This window comes from Sphaerisporangium sp. NPDC049457 (assembly GCF_055586705.1).
This window is the reverse complement of the sequence record NZ_JBVJHR010000015.1, coordinates 134,022-160,989: the sequence shown is the minus strand read 5'-3', so window position 1 is coordinate 160,989 and position 26,968 is coordinate 134,022. Positions and strand designations below refer to the sequence as shown.

The following is a 26,968-nucleotide window of genomic DNA, read 5'->3' as shown; positions in this document are numbered from 1 at the left end:
GCTCAGCAAGTGAAGGGACATCGATGACCACCGCGGTACCGGCGGAGACACGGGAGGCGGCGGCAGATCCGGCCGCTCCCATGTCCCACAGAGAGATCTTGGAAGCGCTGTCGGGACTGCTGCTCGGCCTGTTCGTGGCGATCCTGTCGTCGACTGTTGTGTCGAACGCGCTGCCCACGATCATCGCCGACCTGCACGCCGACGAGAACACCTACACCTGGGTGATCACCGCGACGCTGCTCGCCACCACGGTCTCCACGCCCATCTGGGGCAAGCTCGCCGACTTGACGAGCAAGAAGGTCCTGGTCCAGGTCTCCCTGCTGATCTACATCATCGGCTCGGCGATCGCGGGCGTCTCGCAGAACCCGGGGATGCTGATCGGCGCCCGCGTGATCCAGGGGCTCGGCGCCGGCGGCCTCACCGCCCTGGTGCAGGTCATCATGGCCGCGATCATCGCGCCGCGCGAGCGCGGCCGCTACTCCGGCTACCTGGGCGCCGTCTTCGCCCTGGCCACCATCGGCGGCCCGCTCATCGGCGGCGTGATCGTGGACACCTCCTGGCTCGGCTGGCGCTGGTGCTTCTACGTCGGCGTGCCCTTCGCCCTCATCGCCCTGATCGTGCTGCAGAAGACACTGCACATCCCGGTGCACAGGCGCTCCGTCAAGATCGACTGGCCGGGCGCGGTGCTGATCACGGCCGCGGTCTCGCTGCTGCTGGTGTGGATCTCCTTCGCCGGGCACCAGTACGACTGGGTGTCCTGGCAGAGCGGCGCGATGGTGGGCGGCGCGCTGGTGCTGGCCCTGCTCTTCCTGCTCGTGGAGTCCAGGGCCGCCGAGCCGGTCGTCCCGCTGCGGCTGTTCCGCAACGCCGCCATCAGCCTCGCCGTGATCGCCAGCCTGCTGGTCGGCGTCGCCATGTTCGGCGCGACGACCTTCCTCAGCCAGTACTTCCAGCTCGCGCGCGGCGAGACGCCGACGATGGCGGGCGTCATGACCCTGCCCATGATCCTCGGCTTGGCGGTGGCCTCCACCATCGTCGGCCAGATCATCACCCGCACCGGCCGGTGGAAGGTCTTCCTGGTCACCGGCGGGCTCTTCCTCACCGCCGGTTTCGCGCTGATGGGCATGCTGCGCTTCGACACCGACTACCGCCTGATGGCCTTGTACATGTTCCTCATCGGCGTGGGCCTCGGCATGACCATGCAGAACCTCGTGCTGTCGGTGCAGAACCAGGTCCGGCCGCAGGAACTGGGCGCGGCCAGCTCGGTCGTCGCCTTCTTCCGCACGCTCGGCGGCGCGATCGGCGTCGGTGCGCTCGGGGCGGTGCTCGGCCACCGCGTCCTCGACTACATGGCCGAGGGCTTCGGCAAGCTGGGCATTCACGGCGGCGCGGTCGGCGAGGGCACCGTCCCCCGGCTGTCGGAGCTGCAGGCCCCGGTGCGGGCGGTGGTCGAGGACGCGTACGGGCACGGCGTCGGCGACCTGTTCCTGTACGCCGCGCCGTTCGCGCTGCTGGCGCTCATCGCCATCCTGTTCATCAAGGAGATTCCGCTGCGCAGCGCCGGGGGCGAGGAACTGCTGGCCGCCGCCGGCGCGCGGGTCGCCGCCGGTACGCCGGCCGCGGGTACGGGTCCCGGCCGCCACGCCCAGCGGGCCGCCGAGGCGCCGGCCGCATCGAGTCCCATGACCGCGGGGACCGCCGCGACTCCGGCGACCGCCGCGACCGCCGCGATGGCGGCGCCCATGGCGACCACCCTGGCGGCCACCGACTTCCCGGGCGAGGGACTCGGCGGCGGGGAGCGGGAGGGCAGCGGGATCCGCGGGGTGATCCGCGGCGGCGACGGCTCCCCGGCCGGCCAGGCGACGCTCACCCTGATCGACCTGCGCGGCCACCAGCTCGGCCGGGCGGTCACCCAGGCCGACGGCGCGTACAACCTGTGGACGCCCGGCCCCGGCACCTACGTCCTGATCGCCTCCGCGGGCGAGCACGACCCGCAGGTCGCGACGCTGGTCGTCGGAGACCGGCCGCTGGACTTCGACCTGGCGCTCGCCGGGTCAGGACGTCTCACCGGGACGGTCCGCGACCTGGAGGGCGTCCCCGTCCCGCGGGCCATGGTCGTCGTGGCCGACGTGCGCGGCGAGGTCGTCACCACCGGCATGACCGGGCAGGACGGCGACTTCGGCTTCGCCGGGATCGTCGCGGGCGACTACACCCTCGCGGTCAGCGCCGAGGGGTACCGTCCGGCGGCGGTACCGGTCGCGGTCGGTACCGGTCAGACCAGGCAGGACGTCGTGCTGCTGCACGGCGCCCGGGTCAGGGGAACGGTCCGCGTCAAGAACGACGGGCGGCCGCTGGCCGACGCCAGGGTGACCCTGCTCGACGCGGCGGGCAACGTGGTCGGTACGGCCACCACCGGGGAGGACGGCGAGTACGCGTTCGCCGACCTGACCGGCGGCCAGTACACGGTGATCGCCACCGGGTACCCGCCCGTGGCCGCCACGGTGAACCTCACCGGGCAGGGGGAGGACGCGAACGACGTCTGGCTCGGTCACCCCGAATGAGCGGCGAGCGGAACGGCGTCCGGTCCGGTGCCGTCGCCGGGACGGCGGGAGCGCACGGCCTGCGCGCCGTGGTCCGGGGCAAGGACGGCTGGGCGGTACGGCACGCCGTGGTCACCGTGACCGACATGTCGGGTCATCAGGTGGTGCGTTCTGAGGTGGACCAGGACGGCGCGGTGGCGACGGCGCCGCTGCCCCCGGGCGTGCACACCGTCGTGGTCACCGCGGTCGGGTACACCCCGGCCGCCGTGACGGCCATCGCGACCGCGTCCGGCACGGCCGACCTGGGCCTCATCGTGCTCACGCGCCAGGGAGGCGTGGAACTGCCGCCGCCCGGGATGTGGACGATCGACCCGGCGCACTCCAAGGTCGCCGCGACCGCGCAGCACCTCGGACTGTCCAGCGTTCAGGGCAGGTTCTCGGAGTTCGCCGGGCGCATCCAGATCGGCGCGACGCCCGAGGAGTCCTCGGTCGTCGCCGAGATCGACGCGGCGTCGATCGACACCGGCAACCGGACGCGCGACGACCACCTGCGCTCGGCCGACTTTCTGTACGTGGCGGCCCACCCGGCCATCTCCTTCCACAGCACCGGACTGTCGGCCGCCGGCCAGGACCGCTGGAGGCTGCGCGGAGCGCTCACGCTCGCGGGCGTCACCCGTCACGTCGATCTCGCGCTCTCCTACCTCGGCACGAGCCCCGACCTGTGGGGCGGCCTGCGGGCCGCCTTCCACGCGGTCACCGAACTGCGCCGGGAGGACTTCGCGATGAACTACAACCAGGTGGTGCAGGCCGGCATCGCGCTGATAGGAGCGACACTGAAAGTGGAGCTCGACATCCAGGCGGTACGGGACAATGAAACCCCGGACGGCACGACGCTCTGAACATCCGGACGGCACGCCGGACGAACGTCCGAGCGGGCGCGTGAGACGGACGGATGCCGGGCGAGCGCGGCACGGCCGCGACGTCCAGGCAGGCGTGTGGGACGGGCGCAGGGACGCTACGTCCGGTGGCGAGCGGCGGACGACGAGAGGAGGCGGGTCGAGGTGACCACGATGGACGCGCAGACCGCGGTGCCCGTCGAACAGTACGAGGCGTACTGCGCGCTGGAGCGCCAGCTCGGCCTCCTGTTCCGGCGGTCCAGGGCGCTGTCCGCCGAGGTGGGCCGCGAGGTGCACCCCGAGCTGGAGCCCGGCGCCTACAGCCTCCTCGTGCGCATCGACGAGGCCGCTCCGGCCCGGCCGAGCGACCTCGCCGCCTACTTCGGCGTCGGCAAGGCGACCATCAGCCGCCAGCTCAAGGTGCTGGAGGAGCTGGGCCTGGTCGGACGCCAGCCCGACCCGCTGGACGGCCGCGCCCAGCTGCTCGCTCTCACCGACGAGGGCCAGGCCAGGCTCCACCGGGCGCGGGTGGCCCGCCAGCGGCGGTTCTACGCCCTGCTCGGCGCCTGGCCGCAGGAGGACGTGCGGCAACTGGCCGACATGCTCACCCGCTTCAACGACCTCACCGCCACCGACGCCGGCCACGTCTGACAGCCGACCACCCCCGGTTCCCCACCGCCCAACGGCGCCGATCCCGCCGCGCCACTCCCCGCCGCCGCGGCGCCGAACACAACCCCAAGGGGCGGTGGTGTGGCGGGGCGCGGTGGAGGGTCTGCGTCGCCCGTGATGGATGAAGGGCTTCCTCGGCGTCGCGGTGGCCTTACTTGGAGGGGAGGGTCAGGGCGGTGTCCTTGCCGGGGGCGTAGACGGTTATGCCTTGGGGGAGGGCCTTGAGCTTCTCGATCTCGGCGCACGTCTGGCAGCGGTTGTAGCCGTCCTGGCGGGCCTTGTTCGCGTCGGCCTGGGCGCGTGCCTGGGCGACGGCGGCCTGCGCCTCGGCCACCCCGGCGAAGGCCGCCTGGGCGCGGTCCACCGAAGCCTGCACCTGGGCCGGCAGGGTGATCCTGACCAGGTTGAACCGCAGGTCGACCAGGAAGTCGGCCCCCAGCATCCGGTGGAGGTCGTCGGCGAGGGTGCTGTTGACGGCGTTCTGCACCTTGACCAGCGCGGCGTTGTTGTCGCGGGGGGTGAGCTGGACGGTCTTCTGGGCCGCGCCGCTCTCCACGAAGGCGCAGGAGGAGACGAGCTCGGCGCAGCGGAACACCCCGATCTGGCTGCGCAGCGCGTTGTCAACGACGGGCCTGATGGCCTGGCCGAAGAAGCCGGACCAGCCTTCCTCGCCGTCGTAGGCATAGCGCATCTCGTTGTCCTGACCGCGGAACTTGCGGGTGCCGAACTTGTCGTCGAACACCTTCAGCGTCTGGTGGTCGATGTTGAGGGTGAAGTACAGCGTGCCTTCGATGCCCATGTTGACGCCGTCGCTGCTGGGCACGGTCACGACGTCGACGCCCAGCATGGTGCTGCGCTTGGCGTCGGCGGTGATGGTGTAGAAGCGCTGCTGGGCCGGATATCTGTGCACCTCCGACCACCAGCCGGTCCAGGTGAGGCTCGACGCCGGGTCGATCACCTCGCGCACCCGGTTGTCGTCGAAGGGACCGCCGTCGCGCACGACCGCGACCTCGCCGCCGTTGGTGCTCTCGTAGCCGCTGAACAGGCCGATCACGCTGACGATGGCGAAGACGACGGCCACCACCGCCGCCACGGACGCCAGTACGGCACGCACGGACATGAGGGCCTCCAAGGTTGAGTCGCTGCGAATGGGGGTGGCGCTCGTACGGAGTACTCTTAAATGTAAGTATTGTTGAACAACTCCACAAGCCTCTTATAGTCTTGTTTGTGGATCCAGGCTCGGTGCGGTCCGTCGGACGGGACCGGCGGTCGGCCTCCGTGGCCGGCTGTTCCTGAGCGGACGTCCGGCCGCGTCGTGCCTGGTGGAGCAGCGATCCGCCGGTGCCCGCGCTTCCGGCGGTGACGGTGGTGGCAGAGCGGTTCCCGATACTGCGCGCGACCAATGGTGATCAGGCATACTCTGTGCGGCTATGGAGACGCGCTGGGTCGGACCGGACGGGTACGAGATCACCGCCGCGGCGCGCGGCGGGCGCCAGGTGCTTCGCCTGCGGCGGCACGGTGAGTTCGTCGCCGACTGCTTCGCCGTCGATGAGCTGCGCCGATACCTCGACCTTGCCGATCTGTGCGAAGTGATCACCTTGCCGGTCGGAGCGGCCTCCGCGCGCACCCGCACCGAAGCCCTGCGATAGCTCCCTGGGGTCCCCGTACAGGGTCCCCGTACGGGTCCTCCCGGCGGGCGTTCTGATTCGCGTCGGCCGCTGGGGCCGTGTATGGTTACACCTGTCCGCAGCGCGGAGCGGTAACGCGAAACGCGGCGAGGCCGGCCCCTTTAGCTCAGTCGGCAGAGCGTCTCCATGGTAAGGAGAAGGTCTACGGTTCGATTCCGTAAAGGGGCTCGACAGCGTAAACGCCCTCTCCCGGATATCCGGGCGGGGCTTTTCGCTTGTGGATACCAGTGTTCGCCGGTCGCCTGAAATATGGGGAAGTGCGGGGGTCCCGTGATCAGGCATACTGAGAGCACTTGGTCCAGATCGGGCAGGCGATGGGCGTGCGCGATCGTCATACGGGTCGGGTATCCTTTCGTGGCCGGTCCAGTTCGCCGGTCCTGAGGCGGAGTAGCTCAGTCAGGCAGAGCAAGCGGCTCATAATCGCTGTGTCGCCGGTTCAAGTCCGGCCTCCGCTACTACCCTGCCGGGTCCCTGTCATGGGTGACCGGGTTCGGGTTGTCCATGTGTCCCAAACGTAGAAAGGCACTCCCACGTGGCTGCCACCGACGTTAGGCCGAAGATCACGCTGGCCTGCCAGGAGTGCAAGCACCGCAACTACATCACGCGGAAGAACCGGCGCAACGACCCGGACCGGCTTGAGCTGAAGAAGTACTGCCCCAACTGCAAGACCCACCGCCCGCACCGCGAGACCCGCTAGGTGCGACCGCCCGCCGCGCCTCTGGGCCGCGGTGGGTGGCGCCGTCCGTCAAGCGGCCGGCGGCAGGGCATGGTGAGCGCGAAGGCGGGACGCCTTCTGCGACACCCGGGCATCATCACGCGTGCGACCGGCGTCCTCGGTGAGGACGCCGGTTTCTCGCGTCCGGAAACACTCCGCGACCGGGTGGCGGGGCTCTCTGAGCCGCCCTCGCCGAGCCGGGCACCCAGGTTCGCGACGGCCGAAGGTTGTTCTGTTACGGTCGGGCTAGCGTGGTGTCCACATCCTCCGGCGGGCGGTCCGGCGAACCTCCGTGGGCCCCGCCTTCGTCCGCTCCGCGCGCTTGTCGAAAGGGCACCGGCACGATGGCTTTGAACCGAGATTTCGTCGGACGGACATATCCGGCGTCCAGCTCCTACGAGGTCGGTCGCGTCAAGATCAGAGAGTTCGCGGCCGCCATCGGCGACCACAACCCGATCTACCGCGACCCCGAGGCCGCGAAGGCCGCGGGCCACCCCGACGTCGTCGCGCCGCCGACCTTCCCCATCGTGTTCAGCCTCTCGGGCGCCGGAGAGGCCCTCGCCGACCCCGAGCTCGGCCTCAACTTCGCCATGGTGGTCCACGGCGAGCAGCGCTTCGAGTACACCCGCCCGATCTACGCGGGCGACGAGTTGCTGTGCACCTCCACCATCTCCGAGATCCGCAGCGTCGGCCGCAACGAGTTGCTCACGGTGACCAGCGAGGTGACGACCGTCCAGGGCGAGCCGGTCTGCAAGACCTACAACATCCTGGTCGAGCGCGGAGGGGCGGCGTAACCGATGACGGCGACCGTGAAGTACGACGAGATCGAGGCCGGCCAGGAGATCCCGGCCGTCGACTACCCCGTCCACCGGGTCAACCTGGTTATGTACGCCGGGGCCTCCGGCGACTTCAACCCCATCCACTGGAACGAGCGTCACGCCAAGGCCGTCGGCCTGCCGGACGTCATCGCGCACGGCATGTACACGATGGCGCAGGCCGGCCGCTACGTCACCGACTGGGCCGGCGACCCCGGCGCGGTCGTCGACTACGGCGTCCGCTTCTCGTCCATGGTGGTCGTCCCCGACAACGACGAGGGCGCCGTGATCACGGTCAGCGGCGTCGTCGAGGAGAAGCTCGACGACAACCTCGTGGTGGTGGCGCTCACGGCCAGGTCAGGGGACTCCCGCGTCCTGTCCAGGGCTCGCGCGACGGTGCGGCTCGCCTGAGCGCGCCGCCGCCCGTCGCCAAGGCGGTCCGGCGGGTGCCGCGTCCGTAAGCCGTGTCCGTAAGCGGCGGCCGAGCTGGGGCGGGGCTGAATGCTTCGGTGCGAGCTGGGTACTGGGGCGAACGTGACAGAGCCACCGAACCACGTGTATGGACTCGCCGAGCAGCGGGCGAAGGCCCGCGCGGAACGCGACTTCGCGACGGCCGACGCACTGCGCCAGGAGATCGAGGACGCGGGCTGGCTGGTCCGTGACGCGGCCGACGGTTTCGAGCTGACGCCCAGGCCGCCGTTCAAGGTATGGCCCACGGTCGCGTCGGTCCCCGTGCCCGGCGCGCGGGAGGCCGAGTCCGCCGACACGCGCCGGCGCGGTCCCACCGCCGCCGCCACCGGCCAGGGCGCGAGCCCCGCCACTCACCGAAGCGAAAGCCCCGCCACCGGCCAGGGCGAGGGCGCCGGTACCCGCCCGCGCGAGGACGCCGCCGCCCGCCAGGGCGAGGGCGCCGACCTCCGCCAGAGCGAGGACGCCGCCGCCCGCGGCGATGAGCCTGTCGGTGCCCGCGAGGGCGAGCCTCCCATCGCCGGCGGGGAGCCCGCGGCGCGGACGGTCTCGGAGGCCAAGCAGGTGGGTACGCGCGAGGGCGAGGCGGGCGACGCCGCCAAGACCCTCGGCGTGGACGACGGCGGCGAGGACGGGGCCGAGACCCGCGTCGATGACGAGGCGGGGACCCCCGCCGAGAACATTCTCGAATCGCAGATGCTGTGGGACGCGACACTGGCGACGTCCCGGCTCGACAAGGCGATCAAGGCCGTGCCGGACCCGCAGGACCACGCCGCCGCTCAGGGCCATGCCAAGGCCGCACCGGGCGCGCAGGGCCACGCCGCCACACAAGGGCATGCTGCCGCGCAGGACCGTGCGAAGGCCACGCCGAGTACGGTCACCGTGGCTCTGCTGGTGGACGGCAGCCCCTCCGACCTGCGTGAATGCGTTGACGCGCTCATCGAGCACACCGAGGCCAAGATCCTCGCCCTGGACCTCGGGAACGTCGAGGGGGCCGGGGTCGCGTTGCATGAGCTGGCCGAGCGGCATCCCGAGCGCATCGAGGCGTGGCACGTCGCCGAGACCCCGCACTGGCGCGACGGCCAGGCCGGGTGGGGCGCGAGCCGTAACAAGCTCCTCGCGCTCGACTCCGGGGACGTGCACGTCGTCATGGAGACCTCCACGGTCCTCGACGGTGACGCGATCACCCCGCTGGCCGCGGCCCTGGAAGGCGACGTCGTGGCCGCCGGGTGGAAGGGCGTCGACCCCGACGAGAGCGGCCTCGACTGGCACGAGGCGGGTCCGGGCGAGGTCCGCGGTCTCCTCGGCTACCTGTTCGCCGTCCGGCGCGAGACGGCCGTGGCGGCGGGCGGCTTCCCGGAGAAGTCGCGCTACTACCGCAACGCCGACCTGGAGTTCTCGCTGGCGCTGCCGGGCACGCTGGTCGTGCCGGACGAGCGGCTGCCGGTCCACCAGGAGCGGCACCGCGGCTACCACGATGTGGACCCTGGCTACCGCGACCGCGAGTCGCGCCGCACCTATGACCGGGTGCTGGCCCGTCTCCGCTCCGGCGCGGGCCGGCCGCCGGGCGCCTGAGCCGGGCCCAGGGAGTTGGACGGGCACTAGGCTGATGCCCGGTGCGCGTCCCGCGTGCCGCTTCGCATGTCCTGGGGAAGACGCATGGCTGACCGTTTGGCGGGGGTGCGGCTCGCGCCGTTCACCACGTTGAGAGTGGGCGGGCCCGCCCGCGCCTTCGCGGAGGCGTCCAGCGCCGAGGAGCTCGTCGAGCTGGTGGCCTCGGCCGACCGCGCCGGCGAGCCTGTGCTGGTCCTCGGCGGCGGCAGCAACCTGGTCGTCTCCGACGAGGGCTTCGACGGGCTGGTGGTGCGGGTCTGCTCGCGCGGGGTCGAGGTCCGCGACGAGGGCGGCCGTGTCGTGGTGACCGCGCAGGCCGGCGAAGACTGGGACGCGCTGGTGACCCGCGCCGTCGCCGAGGACTGGTCGGGCGTCGAGTGCCTGTCCGGCGTCCCGGGGCTGGTCGGCTCCACCCCCATCCAGAACGTGGGCGCGTACGGGCAGGACGTCTCGCAGACCGTCACCGGCGTGCGGGTGTACGACCGGCGGTCGGGCGAGTTGCTCGACCTCGACGCCGCCCAGTGCGGGTTCGCCTACCGGCACAGCGCCTTCAAAGCCGACCTGTCGCGCTATGTCGTGCTCTCTGTGACGTACGCCCTGGACAGGTCGGACAAGTCCGGGCCGATCGCGTACAAGGAGCTCGCGGCGAAGCTCGGCGTCGCGATCGGCGACCGGGTCACTCTGCACGAGGCCCGCCACGCCGTGCTGGAGCTGCGCCGGGGCAAGGGCATGGTGCTCGACGCCGCCGACCCCGACACCTGCAGCGCCGGTTCGTTCTTCACCAACCCCGTCCTTTCGGCGCGGGAGGCGGCCGAGCTGGAGCTCAGGGCCCCCGGCCATCCCCGGTGGGACATGCCCGGCGGCGCGGTGAAGGTGCCGGCCGCCTGGCTCATCGAGCACGCGGGCTTCGCCAAGGGCCACCGCCGCGGCCCGGCGCGCATCTCCACCAAGCACACGCTCGCGCTGACCAACCCCGGCGGGCACGCGGTGACCGGCTTCCCCTCCGACCCGGAGGAGATGGCCCTGGGCGGCCCGGCTCGAGCGGCGGCCGACCCCGCGACGGCGGCCGACCTGCTGGCCCTCGCCCGCGAGGTCAAAGAGGGCGTCGAGGCGAAGTTCGGCGTCACCCTCGTGAACGAGCCGGTGCTGGTGGGCCTCACCCTCTGATCCCGAGCGCCGGACCCGCTGAAGACGCCCCGCCGTACGGCGGCGCCCGGGGGGTCAGTGAATCAAGGCTTCGGTTAGTAGGAGGATGCCGAAGAGGGCGAAGGCGGCGGCGGCGCCGTAGCGGATGACCTTGTCGGGCAGGTGCTTGCCGAGCATCCGGCCGACGACGATGGCCAGCGCGTCGGCGGCCACCATGCCGACCGTCGAGCCGATCCAGGTGCCGAACCATCCGTGCTGGGTGGCCAGCGTGATGGTGGCGAGCATGGTCTTGTCGCCGAGCTCGCTGAGGAAGAACGCCACGGTGACGGCGACCAGCGCGCTGCGGGTCGCGCGCTCGGCCTTGCGCGACTCGTCCTCGCTCAGCTCGTCGCCGCGCAGCGTCCACAGCGCGAAGCCGAGGAACGCCAGGCCCGCCACGACGGCGATGGCCGTCGTGGGCAGGGCGTCGCCGATGAGGCCGCCCAGGCCCACGCTCAGCAGGTGCACCACGGCGGTCGCCAGGGTGATGCCGGCCAGCACCGGCCACGGTTTGAAACGGGTGGCGAACGTCATGGCCATGAGCTGGCTCTTGTCACCCAGCTCGGCCACGAAGATGACGCCGAGACTGATCCAGAACGCTTCCAACGGGGGTCGCCCTTCTATCTCGCGACCGGGCGGAAGCGGCGCCACCGGAAGTGCGGGGAGTCGGCCTCGGCCCGGCCGCGCTCGTGCACGACAACGGGCCGAAGGTCTCGTCCGCCTCGGCCGTGACCGGCCGGGGCCCGCGCGACCGGGCTCACGCCAGCATGTCGACCACGCGGTTCGGGACTACTCCCCTTCGGTGTTCCGGCCCCACCCTACCCGACGGCTCGCGGTGGCCGGTCGGGCACGGGCGTCCGGTGGAGAGGGACGGCGGGTGAACAGGCACGTCAGGTGGAGGACGTCAGATGAGCAGGGAGAGGCGGTGGGCCGCGGCGGCGGCCTCGCCCCGGGTGGAGACGCACAGCTTGGCCAGGATGTTGGACACGTGCACGCTGACCGTCTTGGCCGAGATGTACAGCTCGCCGGCGATGTCGCGGTTGGAGCGGCCGAGCGCGACCAGCCGGAGCACCTCCAGCTCGCGCGGCGTCAGGTCGGCTCCGCCGGCGACGCCGTCCGGCCGCTCATCGCCGGACCCGGTCCCGGGCCCGGGGGTCAGCGCCACCCGGACGCGGCGGGCGAGCGTCTCGATCTCGCCGAGCAGCGGGCGGGCGCCCAGTTCGAGCGCGATGGCGTGCGCCGCGCACAGCCGTGCCGACGCCTGCTCGCGGTCCCCGGCCCTCGCCCATGCCGCGCCCGCCTCGTGGAGCGACCTGGCCCGCTGGTAGGGGCGCTTGAGGGACTCCCAGGCGGCGGCCGCCGCGTCATGGTCGCCGGCGAGCGCCAGCCCGTAGGCGAGGGCGACCGGGCCGTCCGGCCGCATGGTCGCGACCAGGGCATCGGCCTGCGCCCGCACCGCCGCCGCCCGCTCGGGAGCGGCGGCCGCGGCCGCGTCGCAGACCAGCCGGGCCTGTGCCATTGCCCGCCAGCCGAGCAAGGCCTTGTTCGAATGCGGCTTGTCGGCGCCGCTCTTGAGCAGCTCTTCGACGCCTTCGAGGGCCTGCGAAGGCCTGCCGCGAAGCATGTGGAGCTCGATGAGGAGCCGCAGGTTGGTCACCCACTCCTGGGCGTACTCTTCTCGTTCGTTCTGCAGGGCGCCGACCTCGGTGAGGATGCATTCGAGCAGGTCCGTCTCGCCGCGGGCGGCCGCGATCTCTCCTCGCACCCTGCGCAGATGCCCGCGGACCTTCGGCACGGGGTCCATGGACAGGGTGTGCTCGACCACCTTGACGGCCTCGTCCCAGCGGCCGAGCGCCTCCAGCGCCTCGGCGCGGTTGTTGGCCAGGAACGTGCCGTTCACGCGGTAGCGGCCGTACTTCCTGGACATCGCCTCGCCCTCCAGGGCGAGGGCGACGGCCTCCTCGGAGCGGCCGAGGTTGTTCAGGGCGTCCACGTTGTTGGCCAGGGCGCGCAGCACCACGTGGCCGGAGCCGAGCTTCTTGCCGACCTGCATGACCCGCTCGTTGGTGAGCAGGGTCGTCTCCAGCTCGCCGTCCAGCGACTGCCCGAGGGCGAGGGTGGTGAGCAGCTCGGCCTCCATGCCCTCGTCCTCCATGTCACGGGCGATCTTGAGGGCCTCTTGGACGAGGGCGGCGCCCTCGGCCGTCTCGTTGGTGAACATCAGGAACGAGCCGAGCCGCGACAGGATGTGGGCGCGGGCGGCGGTGGGGGCGGGGACGAGCCGCTCGGCGTAGCGCAGGTCGGGGAGGGCGCCGCGCCGGCCGCGGTCGATCTTGAACTGCGCCCGGCGGGCGAGCAGGTGGGCGACGCGTTCGGGTTCGGTCGTCTCGTCCAGCTCGGCGAGGGCGCCCTTGACGAACTTCATGCCCCACTCGGGGTCGCCGCTGACGAGGGCGGCCCCTGACGCCTTCTCCAGCACCTTGGTGTGGTCGGCCCCGATGCGCTCGGCGGCGTCGGGGACGCGGTCCCAGAGCGAGAGCACCCGCTCCAGCAGTTGCATCTGCTCGGTGTAGGCGAAGGCGTTGGCGGCCTTCTCGGCGGCCTCCCAGGCGGAGATGAGCGCCCAGAGGTGGTCGCGCGCGGAGTACCAGTGGTGGGCGATCTCGATGGCGGCCCGCCCGTGGGGTACGAGCCTGCGGTCGCGGTCGATCTCTTCGGCGAAGCGCGCGTGGACGCGGTTGTGCTCGCCGGGAAGCATCTCTTCGTGCACGGCCTCGCGGATGAGGGAGTGCCGGAAGACGTACGCCCGCCCGTCCACCTGCATGACGTTGCCGGCGATCGCGGGACGCAGGGCGTTCTCGAGGTCCACGTCCGACAGGCCGGAGACGGCGGCCAGGAGTTCGTGGCCGACGCGGTTGCCGCCGGCCGCCGCGACGCGCAGCACCCGCTGGGTCTCCTCCGGCAGCCGTTCGACCGAGCCGATGATCAGGTCGTGGAGGGATTCGGGGACGCTGGAGTCGTCGCCGCGCTCCATCAGCGCCTCGACGAACAGCGGGATGCCCTCGCTGCGCTGGTAGACCTTGCGCACGATGGCCGGCGCCGCCGTGCCGCCCCGGATGCCGGCGATCTGCGCGGCGACCTCCGTCTCGCTCAGACGGGGCAGGTCGAGCCGCACCACGCCCTCGACGCGGCCGAGTTCGGCGAGCACCGGCCGCAGGGGATGCTGGCGGTGCAGCTCGTCCGACCGGTACGTCATGATCATCAGGACCGGCGCGGTCCTGAGGTTGCGGCTGAGGAAGGCGATCAGGTCGCGGCTGGACCGGTCGGCCCAGTGGATGTCCTCGACGACGAAGATGACCGGCCGGCGCTCGGCCAGCCGTTCGAGCAGGGTGAGGATCTGCTCGAAGAGCCTGGCCCGGCCGGTGTCGGTCTCGTGCACGCCGCTGGGCTCGCCGAACTCCGGCAGCAGCCGGGCGAGGTCGCGGGTGGCGCCGTCGGGGAGCAGGGCGGCCACCTCGGCGGAGCCCATCTCCTTGACGAGGTGGCGCAGCGCGGCCGTGAACGGCGCGTACGCCAGGCCCTCGGTGGACAGTTCCACGCACCCGCCGGTCAGGACGTGCGCGCCGCTGTGGGCGGCCTCTTCGGTGAAGCGCGTGACCAGGCGTGTCTTCCCGCCGCCGGCCTCGCCCCCGAGGAGGACGGGGGACGGCGCCTGCTTGCGCGCTTGCTCGAAGGCCTCGGACAGTGTTCGCAACTCGGCTTCCCGTCCTACGAAGACGGGACTCACCATCCGGCCCACCATGTCTGCCAGCATTTCATGACCTACATCGTCTTTTGTACTGCTTTTCGGTCCGCAGGGATCCGCGGGGAATGGACGGCCCCCAGGATCAGGGGGGCCGCGAAGCCCGGCCGGGAGGGAGGCCCCGGCCGGGCTTCGTCCTTGTGCGTTTCTCCCGCCGCGGGCCGCCGGGGGAGAGGCGACGGTGGCGGGTCACGAGGTGCGCAGCTTGCCGAAGGCGGCGCGCAGGCGGTGCTGTGAGCCCTGCGACTGCGCCTGCGACCGCGCCTTGCGACCGGCCGCCGCCTGGCGGGCGCGGCGGTGCTCGCCGGCCTCGGCCTGCAGTTCGGCCACGCGGCTGATGATGAGCTGGTAGTGGAGCTCGGGAGCCATTTCGGCTTCTCCTTCGATGTCGTCTTCTCTGACATCTCTAGAATCCGGCTAAGGCGGCCCCCCTCACATCGGGCGGATGCCTTATCTCCTCGCGGTCTTCGGCCCTAGGACCGCCTAAGGCCCGCAGGCCCGCCTAAGGCCCCTCAGATTCGGCTGAGGCACCCTCCCGGCGCCGTCTGAGGTCCGCGCAGGCGCCCTGGGCGGCGCGGCCCCGCTGGGGGGCACTTCACGGGCTGCGGCGGGCGCTTCCGGCCGGCGGCCCGGTTTGGAACAATCAGGCCGGTCGGCGATGCTGGTGAGGTGTCAACACTGACGACCTCGCCCACGGAGATCGCGTCGTCGAACGCGTCCCTGCGGGCATTCCTGCACGGCCTGCCCGGCGTCGACCGCGTGGGCGCCGACCAGCGCGCCGCGATGCTGAGCACCCGTTCCATCAAGACGACGGCCAAGGCCCGAGCCATCGACCTGGCCATCTCCATGGTCGACCTGACCACCCTGGAAGGGGCGGACACGCCTGGCAAGGTGCGCGCGATGTGCGCCAAGGCCGTGCGGCCCGACCCCGCCGACCCCTCCGTCCCCAAGGTCGCCGCCGTCTGCGTGTACCCCGACCTGGTCCCCCAGGCGGTGGACGCGCTCGGCCGGTCCGGAGTGAAGGTGGCGAGCGTGGCCACCGCGTTCCCCAGCGGCAGATCTTCCCTCGGCGTCAAGGTGGAGGAGACCAGGCAGGCCGTCCAGGCCGGCGCCGACGAGATCGACATGGTGATCGACCGCGGCGCGTTCCTGTCCGGCGACTACCGCAAGGTCTACGACGAGATCGTCGCGATCAAGGCCGCCTGCGCCCGCGACGAGGGCGGCGTCCCTGACGGCGCGCCCGGCAGGGGTGACGCCCACCTGAAGGTCATCCTGGAGACCGGGGAGCTCGCGACCTACGACAACGTGCGACGGGCCTCTTGGCTGGCGATGCTGGCCGGCGCCGACTTCATCAAGACCTCGACCGGCAAGGTCTCCCCGGCCGCGACCCTCCCGGTCACGCTGGTGATGCTGGAGGCCGTGCGCGACTTCCGCGCCGGCACCGGGCGCGTGGTGGGCGTCAAGCCCGCCGGCGGCATCCGCACCACCAAGGACGCGATCAAGTACCTGGTGCTGGTCAACGAGACGGCCGGGGACGACTGGCTGGACCCCGACCTGTTCAGGCTCGGCGCCTCCAGCCTGCTCAACGACCTGCTGATGCAGCGCCAGAAGATGGCCACCGGTCGCTACGCCGGCCCCGACTACTTCACCCTCGACTGAGGCGGCCTCATGTTCGAATACGCACCGGCACCCGAGTCGCGCGACATCGTCGACATCCAGCCGTCCTACGGCCTGTTCATCAACGGAGAGTGGGTCGACTCCCTCGGCGACGAGCGGGACAAGACCGTCAACCCCGCCAGTGAAGAGGTGCTCTCGGAGTTCGTCCTTGCGACCGACGCCGACGTCGACCGGGCGGTCTCCGCGGCGCGCAAGGCCTACGAGTCGGTCTGGGGGCGGCTCCCCGGCCGCGAGCGCGCCAAGTACCTCTTCCGCATCGCCCGGATCATCCAGGAACGCGCCCGCGAGCTGGCGGTGCTGGAGTCCCTGGACAACGGCAAGCCGATCCGCGAGTCGCGCGACGTCGACCTTCCCCTGGTCGCGGCGCACTTCTTCTACTACGCCGGATGGGCCGACAAGCTGTCCTACGCCGGCTTCGCCCGCAGGGCGGCCGACGGGAGCGGCTGGGACGACCCGCGTCCGCTCGGGGTGGCCGCGCAGGTCATCCCGTGGAACTTCCCGCTGCTCATGCTCGCCTGGAAGATCGCGCCCGCGCTGGCCTGCGGGAACACCGTGGTGCTCAAGCCGGCCGAGACGACCCCGCTCACCGCGCTCGCGTTCGCCGAGATCTGCCGCCAGGCCGACCTGCCGCCCGGCGTGGTCAACATCGTGACCGGGGCAGGGGCGACCGGGAAGGCGCTGGTCGGCCACCCCGATGTGAACAAGGTCGCCTTCACCGGGTCCACCGAGGTCGGCCGCCAGATCGCCCGGCGGGTCGCCGGCACCGGCAAGAAGGTCACGCTGGAGCTGGGCGGCAAGGCCGCCAACATCGTCTTCGACGACGCCGCGCTCGACCAGGCCGTCGAGGGCATCGTCAACGGCATCTTCTTCAACCAGGGGCACGTGTGCTGCGCGGGCTCCCGGCTGCTGGTGCAGGAGTCGATCCAGGAAGAGCTGCTGGACGCCCTCAAGCGGCGCCTCGGCCTGCTGCGGCTCGGCGACCCGCTGGACAAGAACACCGACATCGGCGCGATCAACTCGGCGGCGCAGCTCCACAAGATCAGGTCGCTGAGCGAGGCGGGGGAGCAGGAGGGCGCCGAGCGCTGGTCCCCGCCCTGCGAGATCCCCGACAAGGGCTTCTGGTTCCCGCCGACGCTGTTCACCGGCGTCGCCCAGTCGCACCGCATCGCCCGAGAAGAGATCTTCGGCCCGGTGCTGTCGGTCCTCACCTTCCGCACCCCCGCCGAGGCGGTCGAGAAGGCCAACAACACCCCCTTCGGGCTGTCCGCGGGCGTGTGGACCGAGAAGGGCTCGCGCATCCTGTGGATGGCCGACAAGCTCCGCGCCGGAGTCGTGTGGGCCAACACCTTCAACCGCTTCGACCCGGCGTCGCCGTTCGGCGGCTACAAGGAGTCCGGATACGGCCGCGAGGGCGGACGGCACGGATTGGAGGCGTACCTCGATGTCTGACTCCTGTGAGCACCGCCGGGGGCCCCGCCGTGCCAGGCGCGCGCAGATCACCCGCGGACACGCGCACGCCCGCGCCGGCCGTTCCACCACGACCGCCCGTCAGGGCTGGTTCGCCCACCGCTGCGGGGTGAGCCGCTGCCGCCAGGTGCCCCTGCTGGTGCGGCTCTCGCCGGAAGAGATCACCTGGAGAGGCGATGACTGAGCCGGGCAGGCTCGCCGTGCGCAAGACGTACAAGCTGTACATCGGCGGGGCGTTCCCGCGTTCGGAGAGCGGAAGGTCCTACGTGGTGACCTCCTCCAAGGGCGACTTCCTCGCCAACGCCGCGCTGGCCTCGCGCAAGGACGCCCGTGACGCGGTGATCTCCGCTCGCAAGGCGTTCCCCGGCTGGTCCGGCGCCACGCCCTACAACCGCGGCCAGATCCTCTACCGCGTCGCCGAGATGATGGAGGGACGCCGGGCCCAGTTCGTCGACGAGGTCACCGCGGCCGACGGCGTGTCGGCGCGCAAGGCCGGCGAACTCGTCGACGCCGCCGTCGACCGGCTGGTCTGGTACGCGGGCTGGTCCGACAAGATCGGCGCGATCCAGGGGGCGGCGAACCCGGTGGCCGGGCCGTACTTCAACCTGTCGTCCGCCGAGCCGACCGGCGTGGTGGCGGTCATGGCGCCGCCGGAGGGGCCGCTGCTCGGCCTGATCTCGGTCATCGCGCCGGTCATCGTCACCGGCAACACCTGTGTGGTCGTGGCCTCCGAGCGCGCGCCCCTGCCGGCGATCACGCTGGCCGAGGTGCTGGCCACCTCCGACCTGCCGGGCGGGGTGGTGAACCTGCTGACCGGCAGGCTCGCCGAGCTGGCGCCGTGGCTGGCGTCCCACATGGACGTCAACGCGGTCGACCTGACCGGCTGCCCGGAGGAGCTGGCGGTGTCCTGCGAGCAGGCCGCGGCCGAGAACCTCAAGCGGGTGCTGCGCCCGCAGGGCAGGACCGACTGGCTCGCCGACCCGGGCACCGGCCGCATGACGGCCTTCCTGGAGACCAAGACGGTCTGGCACCCGATCGGGGTGTGACAGGCGACGGGGTGTCGACGGCCCCGGCACATCGGGGCCGTCACGCCTGAGAGACGCTCAGGCCGGCACGCGTCCTGAGCGGGCGCCGGCCGACCGAGACCTGTGCGGGAGGGCGGGACGCCAGTGCGTCCCGCCCTCCTTCGGGCCGGTGGACCCGGTCGCCGGCCTCCTCGCGCGGCGCGAGGTGTTCGACCGCGTCATCGCTGTCAGTAAGGCCGGTAGGGCAGGTACTTGCCGTCCAAGGTGATGACGGCGCGCTCGCCGCCTTCGGGGTCGGCGACCTTCTTCACGTCCAGTTTGAAGTTGATCGCGCTGATGATGCCGTCGCCGAACTGCTCGTGGACCAGGGCCTTGAGAGTGGTGCCGTAGACCTGGAGCATCTCGTAGAAGCGGTAGATCGTGGGGTCGGTCGGCACGTCGCCGGGAATGGAGCCGCGCATCGGGACGGTCCGCAGCAGCGTCGCCGCGTCTTCGTCCAGGCCCAGCAGTTCGGCGACGGCCGTGGCGGACCTCTCCGGCAGGGGGTGCTGGCCTAGGACGGCGGCGGTGGTGAAGGCCACCGACAGGCCGGAGGCGTCGGCGATCTGCTGCCAGGTGAGGTTCCTGCGGGTCTTGGCCTCGACCGCGGCCGTGGCGAGCGCCTGACGGGCGGCAGGGTCGAACTGGGCGTGCACCATGATCGTTACTTCCCTCTTTCTTCGTCGTGCGCCGATTCGCGGGACGTGGCGGCGGCGGTCCTGTGGTGATCCCGGGTGCGGGCGGTGAACCGGGATCGAGGCAAGCGGTGGCTCGGGTCAGGCCACGGACGCGGTCTCGGAGCCGGTGGCGCCGAGTTCCTCGACGCCACCGGTGCCGATGTCGTAGACCCAGCCGCGCAGGGTGAGCGTGTTCTCGGAGAGAGCACGGGCGATCGACGGGTGAGTGGCGAGGTTCGCCAACTGGGCGAGCACGTTGTGGCGTACCAGTGCCGCCACGCCGCCGGAGGCGATGGCGGCGCGGGCCTGCGAGGCGTTCGCGTGCCGCAGCCAGCCGGCGACCAACGGAGTGCCGCTGAGGTCGTGGCCCTGGGCCAGGGCGGTCATCGCGCCGCACGCGGAGTGCCCGCAGACGATGATCTCGGACACGCCGAGCGCGGCGACGGCGTACTCGATGCTGGCCGCCACCCCGTCAGCGCCGGAAGCGCAGGCGGGGACCAGGTTGCCGGCGGTGCGGATGACGAACAGTTCCCCCGGCTCGGAGCCGGTGATCAGCTCGGGCACGACGCGGGCGTCGGAGCAGCCGATGAACAGCGTGTGCGGCGCGTGGTGCGTGGCCAGGCGGGCGAACAGCTCCGCCTTGGCGGGGAAGACGTCCCGCTGGAACCGCGCGACGCCGTCTGCGAGATCGTTCATGGGGCACTCCTTAACCTGGCTGATGCACTCCACTATGCGCAACCTGGTCTTATAGTGTCCAAGACTTGCTAGTCATGATCGCAATTGTTGCCATCTATAGTTCTTTCCATGTCCCTGGAGCTGCGACACCTGCGCTACCTGCTCGCCGTGTCCGAGCACGGCAACTTCACCCGCGCGGCGGAAGACCTGCACATCTCCCAGCCGACTTTGTCCCAGCAGATCAAACAGCTCGAACGCACGCTCGGCCTGCAGTTGCTGGACCGCACCGGACGCGCCGTACGGCTCACCGACGCCGGCGAGGTCTACCTCGGTCATGCCCGGCGCGCGCTACGCGAGCTGGCCGCCGCCGAACGCGCCGTCCACGACGTCCAGGACCTCTCCAGGGGGCACCTGCGCCTTGGCGTCACCCCGACCTTCACCGCCTACCTCATCGGCCCGCTCACCGCTCGGTTCCACACCCGCCATCCGGGCATCACCGTGACGGTGGCGGAGACGACCCAGGACCGCATCGAGTCGGCCCTGCTCGCCGACGACCTCGACCTCGGCATCGCCTTCGACGGCCCCCACCTGGCGGGCATCACCGCCGCGCCGCTGTTCACCGAGACGCTCAGCCTCGTCGCCCGCGCCCGCCATGCCGAGACGGCCCGCGAGGGGCCCGTGCCGGTCCGGGCGCTGGACGAACGACAGCTCGTCCTGCTCAGCAGTGACTTCGCCACGCGAGCCCACATCGACGCCTACTTCACCCGCCACCGCGTCAGCCCTCGCATAGCGGTCGAGGCCAACTCCATCCAGGCCATCACCGAGATCGTCCAGCGCACCTCCTTGACCACCGTCCTGCCCGACGCGATCACCCACGACCACCCCCACCTCAGTCCCATCCCCCTCGACCCGCCCCTGCCCGCCCGCACCGTCGCCCTCCTGCGACGCGACGGCGCCTACCACGGCGCCGCCGGCCGGGCCTTCGCGCGGCTCGCACATGATCTCGCCCACGCCCGCGGGTACACCCCGGCCCCATGATCCGCCGCCAGGCGTGGAGACGACGTCGTAGCTCAGTGAGTGCGCTCAGTGAGTGCGCTCAGTGAGTTGGGCTCAGTGGCGGCTCAGTGGCGCGGGCTCGCCGGCGTGGGCTCGGCGGCGCGCGCTCGGTGGTGTGGAGGGCTGCGGCGTGGGACGCCGCGGCGGGGGAGCAGGGGCGGACGTGCCCGGCCCCGCCTGGTCCTGGAAGACCTCGCTGATCAGCTCGGCGACGTTCTCGGCGGAACACGACCGCATGGAGTCGCGGGTGTCGCGCAGCAGCGTCCGGACCTGCTCGCGGTCGCGGAGGGTGGGGATGTCGGGGAGCGCGCGGGACCGGATGTACTCGATGGGCTCGACGACATAGACCCCGTCGGGCTGATCAGCGGTCATGGGCGTCACCACCTCGTCAGTTAACCGTATTGTCATTTACAGCGGACTCCTTTCGCAAGAGGCGCCGGTAGGCGCTCGAGCGGATTATCAGCTGGATCAACACGTAACCGAAGTTCGCGCCGGCGAGGTAGGCCAGCCCGACCCATCCCCACCATCGCATCCCGTTGTCCATCAGGGCCAGTGAATCTGCTTTTTGCGTATCCTCGACGGTTCGCGTCACGATAAAAAGGGCGCATGCCGCCAATGACGTTAAACCACCCAAAATCAGGGAACATCGGGCGGCCAGCGAGGACCTGAGCACGGCCTCGTTGTCGGAGGAGAATCCGAACCAGGACGCCGCGACGGCCGGCAGCGCGAGCAGCAGGGCGGGCACGTCGCTGGTGCGCGGCAGCCCTCTCGCCTCGGCCAGGGCCACGGCGGCGATCAGGATGAGCGAGGTGGCCGCCGTGACGACCGCGCTGGCCAGCGTGCCGGGTGGCACCTCGCCGAACGACGACGTGAACCTGATCTTCTTCCAGTTCATGCCGGTGAAGCCGCGCATGTACAGGTGCGCGTAGTTCTGGCCGCGCTTGCCGAGGAGCTGGAAGTAGGGCTCGGTGTCCTGGGACAGCTTGAGGTGGGAGCAGGTCTGCGACCCGTCCGTCTCGACCTCCGAGGTGCTGAGCGGGGCGCCGCAGTCGGCGCAGCGCAAGGTCTGCTCCATGAGGTACTGCGACTCGGGGGCGTTGATCTGCAGGTGGTAGGACTTGGAGTTGTGCGCCATGCCGGGGGCCATCTGCATGGTCACCGGCCGCAGCCCGAGGGCCAGGCGCAGGCGGTGGCGGGGCTGGCGCGAGGTGTTCGGCGGCACCATCGTGCGGCGGTAGGACACCTGCAGGCGTCCAGAGCCGGACGCCTCGGGGACGACCGCCACGATCGGGCTCGCCTCGCCGAGCGTGTTGACGAACTCCCGCAGCCACTGCACCCTCTCGCAGGGGCTGTCGGCCCGGATGCCGATGTACCCCAGCCCTCGGTCGATGGCCGCCGCGGCGGCCTTCGGCGACATGCGGCCGCAGATCGGCATGAGGAACGACACCGCCGCCTTCTGGATGAGGTCGGGGGAGACGGGCGCGGCGCCGCCGGCGTCGCTCAGCGCGAGCTTGATCAGAAAGTGCAGTGACGACGAGACGAGCTGGATCGTCTCGTCGTGGCACAGGATGTCGAGCGAGTTCCCCTCGCGGTCCCTGACCTCGAAGTTGTCCACCATCTCCCGCTTGAGGCAGGTGAGGATGGGCACGTAGACCTCCCCGGCCGGCTCCGGCGGGGCCTCCTCGGCGCGGCGCCGCCGGGTACGCGGGCCCGGGGCGGGGGCCGCCGGCGCGTTCCACGGGCCCTCCAGTGCCGACAGGGACATCTCGATGCGCACGTCCTGGACGACGACGCGGCCCTGCAGGGAGAGGGTCTCCACGGTCCGCGTCCGCGACTTCTCCGGCTGGAGGATCATCGCCAGGAAGATCGGCGCCGAGGCGAGCTTGTCGGAGCGGGTGGCCTCGTCCCGGAGCGCCAGCACCCTCTGCATGGTGGCCACCGTGACGCCGTCCAAGGGGGAGGTCTCGGGCTCCTTCGCCCGCTCGCGGTACCCGCCGTCACGCAGGATCACGAGCGCGACCGCGGCGGCGAGGCAGGCGGCGAGCATCCACGGCCGCAGGTGTACGACGAGGCCGGGACTGGCGGTGAGCATGCGGGCGTCCCCCGGAAGCGGCAGGAAGGCCAGCCACCCGCACGCCGCGCTGACGGCTCCCAGTGCGATAAAGCAGATATTCGACCATTTCATCGAGCGGTCCGAACCTCTCCGGCTCAGTGGGTGCGGCCACGGCGTACCTGACACATGGAAATCGCGCGACCTGCGCCGGAGGTTGACACGGAGAGTAGTCGAACCCGGTTTCTTGATGGAACCGAGATACGTGGAACAACGTTCGTATGGCTAAGTCAGGAAAAAGGCTTTCTAGAGAAACTCGCGGGCTTTGTCGGTGTCTTCCCGTTGATTTACCGCTTTGCGGTTCGGTGGTGCGCGACCGGGACGCCGATCAGCCCGGCCTCCGGCGGTTGACGCCACGGGTGGGGGCCGCGGTGCGGGGATCCTCCGGCCAGGGGTGCCGGGGATACCGTCCGCGCAGTTCCGCGCGGACGGCGCGGTAGCCCTCCTGCCAGAAGGACGCCAGGTCGGCGGTGACGGCCGCGGGCCGGCCCGCGGGCGAGAGCAGGTGGACCACCAGGGGGACTCCGGCGACGCGCGGCGCCGCGTCCCAGCCGAACAGCTCCTGCAGCTTGGCCGCCAGCACCGGCTGGTCGCCCGAGTAGTCGACGCGGACCCGCGACCCGCTCGGCACGGTGATGCGTTCGGGGGCGACGTCGTCCAGCCGGGCCTGCCACGGCAGCAGCCGCCGGAGCGCCGCCGCCACGTCCACCCGTTCCAGGTCGGAGCGGCGGCGCGCACGCGGAAGGTCGAGCCAGCCGGCCGCCCCCTCGACGAGGGCGGCGTCGGAGACGTCCGGCCAGGGCTCGCCCAGCACCCGGTGGCAGAACGCCATGCGGTCGCGCAGCGTCACCGCCTCGGGCGTCCAGCGCAGCAGTGAGAGCCCTTCTGCGCGCAGCCCTGACATGATCGCCTCGCTGACGTCGGCGTCCCGCAGCGGGGCCGACGACAGCTCGATCGCACCCAGGCGCTCGACCCGGCGGGCCACCACGTCGCCGTCCCAGCGGATCTCCTCCTCCACCTGGTGGAACGGCATGGCGGCCTGTCTCGCGACGTCCTCGTCTATGACCACGGCCTGCCGCACGCGGGCGGACGCCGAGCCGGCCGGCCGGTCGGCGACCGCGACGGCCAGCCACTCCGCCGACGCTAGCCGGGAGTCGCGGGGCAGCTCCGCGGCCGTGCCGGACACCATGAGGTGGCCGCCGCCGCGGCGGCGCGCCACCCGCTCGGGGTAGGCCAGCGCCACCACGAGCCCGGCCACCGCGTCGTCGCCGCCGCCGTCCGACGCCGGGGCGCGCGCTCCGGCCGCCTGGGCGGCCTGGGTGAGGCGGCGGGTCTCTCTGCGCCAGGCGGGCGACCCGCCGCGCCGTGCCTCCCGCCACAGCGCGACCAGGTCGTCGGAGGCCGAACGGGGAAGCTCCTCCGACAGCAGCGCCACCACCTCGGCGGCCCGCGGCGGCCCGTCGAGGAGGGCGCGGGCGAGCCGGGGATGGACGCCGACCCCGGCCATCCGGCGGCCGCGCTCGGTGACGCGCCCGTCGGCCAGCGCGCCGAGCGCGTGCAGCGTGCGCAGGGCCACGGCCATGGACGCGGCGGGCGGCGGGTCGAGCAGCGCGAGCCCGGAGGCGTCCGGCGTGCCCCAGCAGGCCGCCTGGAGCGCGAACGCCGTCAGGTCGGCCAGGGCGATCTCGGGCTGGGCCTGGTCGGGGAGCCGTCCGTGCTCGGCCTCGGTCCAGCACCGGTAGACCGTGCCGGGCGCTTCCCGTCCCGCCCGGCCGGCCCGCTGCTCGGCGGACGCCCGGGAGACCCGCACGGTGGTCAGCGAGCCGAGGCCGCGGCCGTGGTCGGTGCGCGGCTCGCGGGCGAGCCCCGCGTCCACCACCACCCGCACCCCGGGGACGGTCAGGCTCGACTCGGCCACCGACGTGGCGAGGATCACCCGCCTGCGCGGGCCGGGCGACAGCACGGCGTCGAGCCCTTCGGCCCGGCCGTGGGCCTGGAGGACGTCGACCTCGCCGGGCAGGCCGGCGAGCGCCGCCGCCACCCGGCCGATCTCCCCGACGCCGGGCAGGAAGCACAGCACGTCGCCGTCCCGCTCGCCGAGGGCCCGCCTGACCACCGCGGCCACGTGGGCCAGCAGCGCGGGGTCGACGCGCATGCCGTGCGGCGGGGCGACCGGGCGCGGAGGCGGGGCCCACACCACCCGCACGGCGTGGGTCGTGCCCGACGCGCGCACCACGGGCGCGTCCGCGAGCAGCCGGGACCACGGCGCGGTGTCGGCGGTCGCCGAGGCGGCGAGCAGCCACAGGTCGGGCCGCAGAGTCTCGCGGACGTCGAGCAGGAACGCCAGCGCGGTGTCGGCGTCCAGATGGCGCTCGTGGCACTCGTCCACCAGCACGGCGTCGACCCCTTCGAGCTCCGGATCGCGCTGGAGCCGCTGGAGGAGCACGCCGGTCGTCATGACCTGGACCCGCCTGCCGGGCCGGTGCTCGCCGCGCACGGTGAACCCGACGTCCTCGCCGACCCGCGAGCCGAGCAGCCATGCCATGCGCGCGGCCGCCGCCCGGGTCGCGATGCGCCTGGGCTCGGCCACGATCACCCGGCGCGGCGGGCCGCCGGAGCGCAGGCCGGCCAGGTCCAGCGGCACCAGGGTGGTCTTGCCGGTGCCCGGCGGCGCCGCCAGCACGGCGCCGCCGGCCTTCTCGAGCGCCGCGCGCAGCTCCGGCAGCACGTGACGGACGGGCAGGTCTCCGGCGCGTGACTCGTCCACGGTCATGTACCGAGCTTGCCGCAACCGGCGGAGCACGGGCGGTGAGGCACCGGATCCGCCCGATCAGCGGACCCGGTGACTCCCATCAGCGGGACTGGAGCGCGTCGAGGGCGACGGCCATCGCGATGATCACCCGCCGGTCCAGCCGCGGGTCCTGGATGTCCACGAGGTAACGGTCGCGCAGGCCGTACTTGCGGTCCACCGAGAAGGCGATCTGCGCTCCGGCGCCGAAGTCGAAGTGGTAGGGCAGCCACGACAGCGAGTCGACGAACCGGCGCAGAATGCTGACCAGCACGTTGCGCTCCTGGCCGGTGACCGTCGGCAGGCCCGGCTGCTGGAAGTGCCACGTGGAGCGCAGCAGCGACGCGCCGAACTCCTTGCGGAAGAAGCCGATGGGCTGGCCCGCGTGGTCCAAGACGTCGTACCCGCTGCCCAGGTCGATCACCTTGCGGGCCTTGAAGCCGGCGAGCACGTACTGGCGCGACTCGTCGGTGTACAGGGTGACCTGTTCCTTGAAGGCCAGGCGCTTCTGCTCGGCGAAGGCGACCATCGGCCCCTCGGAGCCGTCGGGCTGCTCGATGTGGACCACATAACGGTTCACCATCATGGTGATCTTCTGTCGGACGATCAGGCGGCGCTGCGCCTGCAGGGTCGGGAGGTCCACGTCGTTCTCCATAGTCAGGGGATTGCCACCCTAAGGCTTCCCCGCCTCGTGAAGCGTGCGTGGCCCGGCGGTGACGAATGTCCGTCCCGGAACCGGGCAGGAGTGTCACTCGTTGGTCAAGACAACGGAACGGGGGAGGAGTCTCATGCACAGGTCAAGAAGGCACAAGGTGATCGCGGGTGTCTGCGGCGGCATCGCCGAGAGCTGGGGCTGGCGGCCCACCACGGTGCGCCTGCTCTTCATCCTGTCGTGCATCCTGCCCGGCACGCAGGTCATCGTCTACCTCATCATGTGGGTCTTGGTACCGAAGGCGCCCTTGTCCTACGAAAGCTCTTACCGCCGCTGACGCGGCCGAGGGCTCGGCGGCCCGCCGGCCGCCGAGTCAGAACGGCCGCCAGGTGCCGGTCGCCGGTCCGGGA

At 71.8% G+C, this 26,968-nt stretch carries 25 protein-coding genes and 2 tRNA genes; 17 read left to right on the top strand and 10 right to left on the bottom strand.

Annotated features, from left to right (window positions below; all coding sequences use genetic code 11):
- Positions 1-23 precede the first annotated feature (23 nt).
- From ACZ6QO_RS23805 to ACZ6QO_RS23795, 3 genes are all read left to right on the top strand, one after another.
- Complete coding sequence (locus ACZ6QO_RS23805; protein WP_465853787.1) at positions 24-2,561, top strand: MFS transporter; 2,538 nt, start codon at positions 24-26, stop codon at positions 2,559-2,561.
- Positions 2,558-3,439 carry a YceI family protein gene (locus ACZ6QO_RS23800; RefSeq protein WP_465853786.1) on the top strand — a complete coding sequence of 294 codons (882 nt, stop codon included), beginning with the start codon at positions 2,558-2,560 and terminating at the stop codon, positions 3,437-3,439. Before ACZ6QO_RS23805 ends, ACZ6QO_RS23800 begins: the two co-directional genes overlap by 4 nt.
- A gap of 171 nt (positions 3,440-3,610) precedes the next feature.
- On the top strand, positions 3,611-4,087 hold the full coding sequence (locus tag ACZ6QO_RS23795; protein ID WP_465853893.1) for a MarR family winged helix-turn-helix transcriptional regulator: 477 nt from the start codon (positions 3,611-3,613) through the stop codon (positions 4,085-4,087).
- 169 nt (positions 4,088-4,256) lie between these two features.
- Here the strand turns inward: ACZ6QO_RS23795 and ACZ6QO_RS23790 are convergent, their stop codons facing one another.
- Positions 4,257-5,225, bottom strand: a complete 969-nt coding sequence (locus tag ACZ6QO_RS23790; RefSeq protein ID WP_465853785.1) for an SPFH domain-containing protein — start codon at positions 5,223-5,225, stop codon at positions 4,257-4,259.
- A gap of 310 nt (positions 5,226-5,535) precedes the next feature.
- Here ACZ6QO_RS23790 and ACZ6QO_RS23785 point away from each other — a divergent pair, with 310 nt between their 5' ends.
- The 8 genes from ACZ6QO_RS23785 (at position 5,536) to ACZ6QO_RS23750 (ending at position 10,572) form a co-directional block, all read left to right on the top strand.
- Positions 5,536-5,754: a transposase gene (locus tag ACZ6QO_RS23785; RefSeq protein WP_465853784.1), complete on the top strand. Its 219-nt coding sequence runs from the start codon at positions 5,536-5,538 to the stop codon at positions 5,752-5,754.
- A gap of 134 nt (positions 5,755-5,888) precedes the next feature.
- Positions 5,889-5,961 (top strand) — tRNA-Thr (locus ACZ6QO_RS23780).
- Between the two features lie 213 nt (positions 5,962-6,174).
- A tRNA-Met gene (locus tag ACZ6QO_RS23775) sits at positions 6,175-6,248 on the top strand.
- Between the two features lie 77 nt (positions 6,249-6,325).
- A complete protein-coding gene (gene rpmG / locus ACZ6QO_RS23770; protein WP_189162865.1) occupies positions 6,326-6,490 on the top strand; it encodes a 50S ribosomal protein L33 in 165 nt (54 codons plus the stop codon).
- A gap of 362 nt (positions 6,491-6,852) precedes the next feature.
- Positions 6,853-7,302 carry a MaoC family dehydratase N-terminal domain-containing protein gene (locus ACZ6QO_RS23765; protein ID WP_465853783.1) on the top strand — a complete coding sequence of 150 codons (450 nt, stop codon included), beginning with the start codon at positions 6,853-6,855 and terminating at the stop codon, positions 7,300-7,302.
- A gap of 3 nt (positions 7,303-7,305) precedes the next feature.
- Positions 7,306-7,734, top strand: a complete 429-nt coding sequence (locus tag ACZ6QO_RS23760) for a MaoC family dehydratase (protein WP_465853782.1) — start codon at positions 7,306-7,308, stop codon at positions 7,732-7,734.
- Between the two features lie 123 nt (positions 7,735-7,857).
- Entirely contained in the window at positions 7,858-9,366 is a 1,509-nt protein-coding gene (locus ACZ6QO_RS23755) for a glycosyltransferase family A protein (RefSeq protein ID WP_465853781.1), read from the top strand.
- An 84-nt stretch (positions 9,367-9,450) separates the two neighbouring features.
- Positions 9,451-10,572, top strand: a complete 1,122-nt coding sequence (locus ACZ6QO_RS23750; RefSeq protein ID WP_465853780.1) for a UDP-N-acetylmuramate dehydrogenase — start codon at positions 9,451-9,453, stop codon at positions 10,570-10,572.
- A gap of 54 nt (positions 10,573-10,626) precedes the next feature.
- Here ACZ6QO_RS23750 and ACZ6QO_RS23745 read toward each other — a convergent pair whose 3' ends face one another.
- The 3 genes from ACZ6QO_RS23745 to ACZ6QO_RS23735 all read right to left on the bottom strand — a co-directional run bounded on the left by ACZ6QO_RS23745 (position 10,627) and on the right by ACZ6QO_RS23735 (position 14,761).
- Positions 10,627-11,196 (bottom strand): TMEM165/GDT1 family protein, encoded by a 570-nt coding sequence (locus ACZ6QO_RS23745; RefSeq protein WP_465853779.1) that lies wholly within the window; start codon positions 11,194-11,196, stop codon positions 10,627-10,629.
- Between the two features lie 298 nt (positions 11,197-11,494).
- On the bottom strand, positions 11,495-14,380 hold the full coding sequence (locus tag ACZ6QO_RS23740) for an ATP-binding protein (RefSeq protein ID WP_465853778.1): 2,886 nt from the start codon (positions 14,378-14,380) through the stop codon (positions 11,495-11,497).
- A 201-nt stretch (positions 14,381-14,581) separates the two neighbouring features.
- Positions 14,582-14,761 carry a hypothetical protein gene (locus tag ACZ6QO_RS23735; RefSeq protein ID WP_465853777.1) on the bottom strand — a complete coding sequence of 60 codons (180 nt, stop codon included), beginning with the start codon at positions 14,759-14,761 and terminating at the stop codon, positions 14,582-14,584.
- Positions 14,762-15,070: 309 nt separating this feature from the next.
- On the opposite strand from ACZ6QO_RS23735, the gene deoC reads away from it, so the two are divergent.
- The 4 genes from deoC to ACZ6QO_RS23715 are packed head-to-tail and all read left to right on the top strand — an operon-like array spanning position 15,071 to position 18,582.
- Positions 15,071-16,051 carry a deoxyribose-phosphate aldolase gene (deoC, locus tag ACZ6QO_RS23730; RefSeq protein WP_465853892.1) on the top strand — a complete coding sequence of 327 codons (981 nt, stop codon included), beginning with the start codon at positions 15,071-15,073 and terminating at the stop codon, positions 16,049-16,051.
- Positions 16,052-16,060: 9 nt separating this feature from the next.
- Positions 16,061-17,518, top strand: coding sequence for an aldehyde dehydrogenase family protein (locus ACZ6QO_RS23725; RefSeq protein ID WP_465853776.1), 1,458 nt, complete (start codon positions 16,061-16,063; stop codon positions 17,516-17,518).
- Complete coding sequence (locus ACZ6QO_RS23720) at positions 17,511-17,720, top strand: hypothetical protein (RefSeq protein ID WP_465853775.1); 210 nt, start codon at positions 17,511-17,513, stop codon at positions 17,718-17,720. Before ACZ6QO_RS23725 ends, ACZ6QO_RS23720 begins: the two co-directional genes overlap by 8 nt.
- Positions 17,713-18,582 (top strand): aldehyde dehydrogenase family protein, encoded by an 870-nt coding sequence (locus ACZ6QO_RS23715; RefSeq protein ID WP_465853774.1) that lies wholly within the window; start codon positions 17,713-17,715, stop codon positions 18,580-18,582. The genes ACZ6QO_RS23720 and ACZ6QO_RS23715 overlap by 8 nt, the downstream gene beginning before the upstream one ends.
- 206 nt (positions 18,583-18,788) lie before the next feature.
- Here ACZ6QO_RS23715 and cynS read toward each other — a convergent pair whose 3' ends face one another.
- Positions 18,789-19,259: a cyanase gene (cynS, locus tag ACZ6QO_RS23710; protein ID WP_465853773.1), complete on the bottom strand. Its 471-nt coding sequence runs from the start codon at positions 19,257-19,259 to the stop codon at positions 18,789-18,791.
- A 117-nt stretch (positions 19,260-19,376) separates the two neighbouring features.
- On the bottom strand, positions 19,377-19,973 hold the full coding sequence (locus ACZ6QO_RS23705) for a carbonic anhydrase (RefSeq protein WP_465853772.1): 597 nt from the start codon (positions 19,971-19,973) through the stop codon (positions 19,377-19,379).
- Between the two features lie 108 nt (positions 19,974-20,081).
- Between ACZ6QO_RS23705 and cynR the strand changes: the two genes are divergently transcribed.
- Positions 20,082-20,990, top strand: a complete 909-nt coding sequence (gene cynR, locus ACZ6QO_RS23700) for a transcriptional regulator CynR (RefSeq protein WP_465853771.1) — start codon at positions 20,082-20,084, stop codon at positions 20,988-20,990.
- 72 nt (positions 20,991-21,062) lie between these two features.
- Here cynR and ACZ6QO_RS23695 read toward each other — a convergent pair whose 3' ends face one another.
- The 4 genes from ACZ6QO_RS23695 to ACZ6QO_RS23680 all read right to left on the bottom strand — a co-directional run bounded on the left by ACZ6QO_RS23695 (position 21,063) and on the right by ACZ6QO_RS23680 (position 26,549).
- A complete protein-coding gene (locus tag ACZ6QO_RS23695; RefSeq protein ID WP_465853770.1) occupies positions 21,063-21,380 on the bottom strand; it encodes a hypothetical protein in 318 nt (105 codons plus the stop codon).
- 16 nt (positions 21,381-21,396) lie between these two features.
- Positions 21,397-23,193, bottom strand: coding sequence for a hypothetical protein (locus ACZ6QO_RS23690; protein ID WP_465853769.1), 1,797 nt, complete (start codon positions 23,191-23,193; stop codon positions 21,397-21,399).
- A gap of 253 nt (positions 23,194-23,446) precedes the next feature.
- Positions 23,447-25,891: an ATP-dependent helicase HrpB gene (gene hrpB, locus ACZ6QO_RS23685; RefSeq protein WP_465853768.1), complete on the bottom strand. Its 2,445-nt coding sequence runs from the start codon at positions 25,889-25,891 to the stop codon at positions 23,447-23,449.
- Positions 25,892-25,970: 79 nt separating this feature from the next.
- Entirely contained in the window at positions 25,971-26,549 is a 579-nt protein-coding gene (locus ACZ6QO_RS23680) for an LURP-one-related family protein (protein WP_465853767.1), read from the bottom strand.
- Positions 26,550-26,694: 145 nt separating this feature from the next.
- Between ACZ6QO_RS23680 and ACZ6QO_RS23675 the strand changes: the two genes are divergently transcribed.
- On the top strand, positions 26,695-26,895 hold the full coding sequence (locus tag ACZ6QO_RS23675) for a PspC domain-containing protein (RefSeq protein ID WP_465853766.1): 201 nt from the start codon (positions 26,695-26,697) through the stop codon (positions 26,893-26,895).
- The last annotated feature ends 73 nt before the right edge of the window (positions 26,896-26,968 follow it).

Bases quoted from the DNA above. Each gene is read 5' to 3' on its own strand.
- ACZ6QO_RS23725 (WP_465853776.1), top strand. From the start codon at position 16,061: ATGTTCGAATACGCACCGGCACCCGAGTCGCGCGACATCGTCGACATC.
- ACZ6QO_RS23695 (WP_465853770.1), bottom strand. From the start codon at position 21,380: ATGACCGCTGATCAGCCCGACGGGGTCTATGTCGTCGAGCCCATCGAG.
- ACZ6QO_RS23690 (WP_465853769.1), bottom strand. From the start codon at position 23,193: ATGAAATGGTCGAATATCTGCTTTATCGCACTGGGAGCCGTCAGCGCG.
- ACZ6QO_RS23740 (WP_465853778.1), bottom strand. From the start codon at position 14,380: ATGGTGAGTCCCGTCTTCGTAGGACGGGAAGCCGAGTTGCGAACACTG.
- ACZ6QO_RS23805 (WP_465853787.1), top strand. From the start codon at position 24: ATGACCACCGCGGTACCGGCGGAGACACGGGAGGCGGCGGCAGATCCG.
- cynR (WP_465853771.1), top strand. From the start codon at position 20,082: ATGTCCCTGGAGCTGCGACACCTGCGCTACCTGCTCGCCGTGTCCGAG.
- ACZ6QO_RS23765 (WP_465853783.1), top strand. From the start codon at position 6,853: ATGGCTTTGAACCGAGATTTCGTCGGACGGACATATCCGGCGTCCAGC.
- ACZ6QO_RS23720 (WP_465853775.1), top strand. From the start codon at position 17,511: ATGTCTGACTCCTGTGAGCACCGCCGGGGGCCCCGCCGTGCCAGGCGC.
- ACZ6QO_RS23760 (WP_465853782.1), top strand. From the start codon at position 7,306: ATGACGGCGACCGTGAAGTACGACGAGATCGAGGCCGGCCAGGAGATC.
- ACZ6QO_RS23705 (WP_465853772.1), bottom strand. From the start codon at position 19,973: ATGAACGATCTCGCAGACGGCGTCGCGCGGTTCCAGCGGGACGTCTTC.
- ACZ6QO_RS23750 (WP_465853780.1), top strand. From the start codon at position 9,451: ATGGCTGACCGTTTGGCGGGGGTGCGGCTCGCGCCGTTCACCACGTTG.
- hrpB (WP_465853768.1), bottom strand. From the start codon at position 25,891: ATGACCGTGGACGAGTCACGCGCCGGAGACCTGCCCGTCCGTCACGTG.
- ACZ6QO_RS23795 (WP_465853893.1), top strand. From the start codon at position 3,611: ATGGACGCGCAGACCGCGGTGCCCGTCGAACAGTACGAGGCGTACTGC.
- cynS (WP_465853773.1), bottom strand. From the start codon at position 19,259: ATGGTGCACGCCCAGTTCGACCCTGCCGCCCGTCAGGCGCTCGCCACG.
- ACZ6QO_RS23800 (WP_465853786.1), top strand. From the start codon at position 2,558: ATGAGCGGCGAGCGGAACGGCGTCCGGTCCGGTGCCGTCGCCGGGACG.
- ACZ6QO_RS23675 (WP_465853766.1), top strand. From the start codon at position 26,695: ATGCACAGGTCAAGAAGGCACAAGGTGATCGCGGGTGTCTGCGGCGGC.
- ACZ6QO_RS23715 (WP_465853774.1), top strand. From the start codon at position 17,713: ATGACTGAGCCGGGCAGGCTCGCCGTGCGCAAGACGTACAAGCTGTAC.
- ACZ6QO_RS23735 (WP_465853777.1), bottom strand. From the start codon at position 14,761: ATGGCTCCCGAGCTCCACTACCAGCTCATCATCAGCCGCGTGGCCGAA.
- ACZ6QO_RS23785 (WP_465853784.1), top strand. From the start codon at position 5,536: ATGGAGACGCGCTGGGTCGGACCGGACGGGTACGAGATCACCGCCGCG.
- ACZ6QO_RS23790 (WP_465853785.1), bottom strand. From the start codon at position 5,225: ATGTCCGTGCGTGCCGTACTGGCGTCCGTGGCGGCGGTGGTGGCCGTC.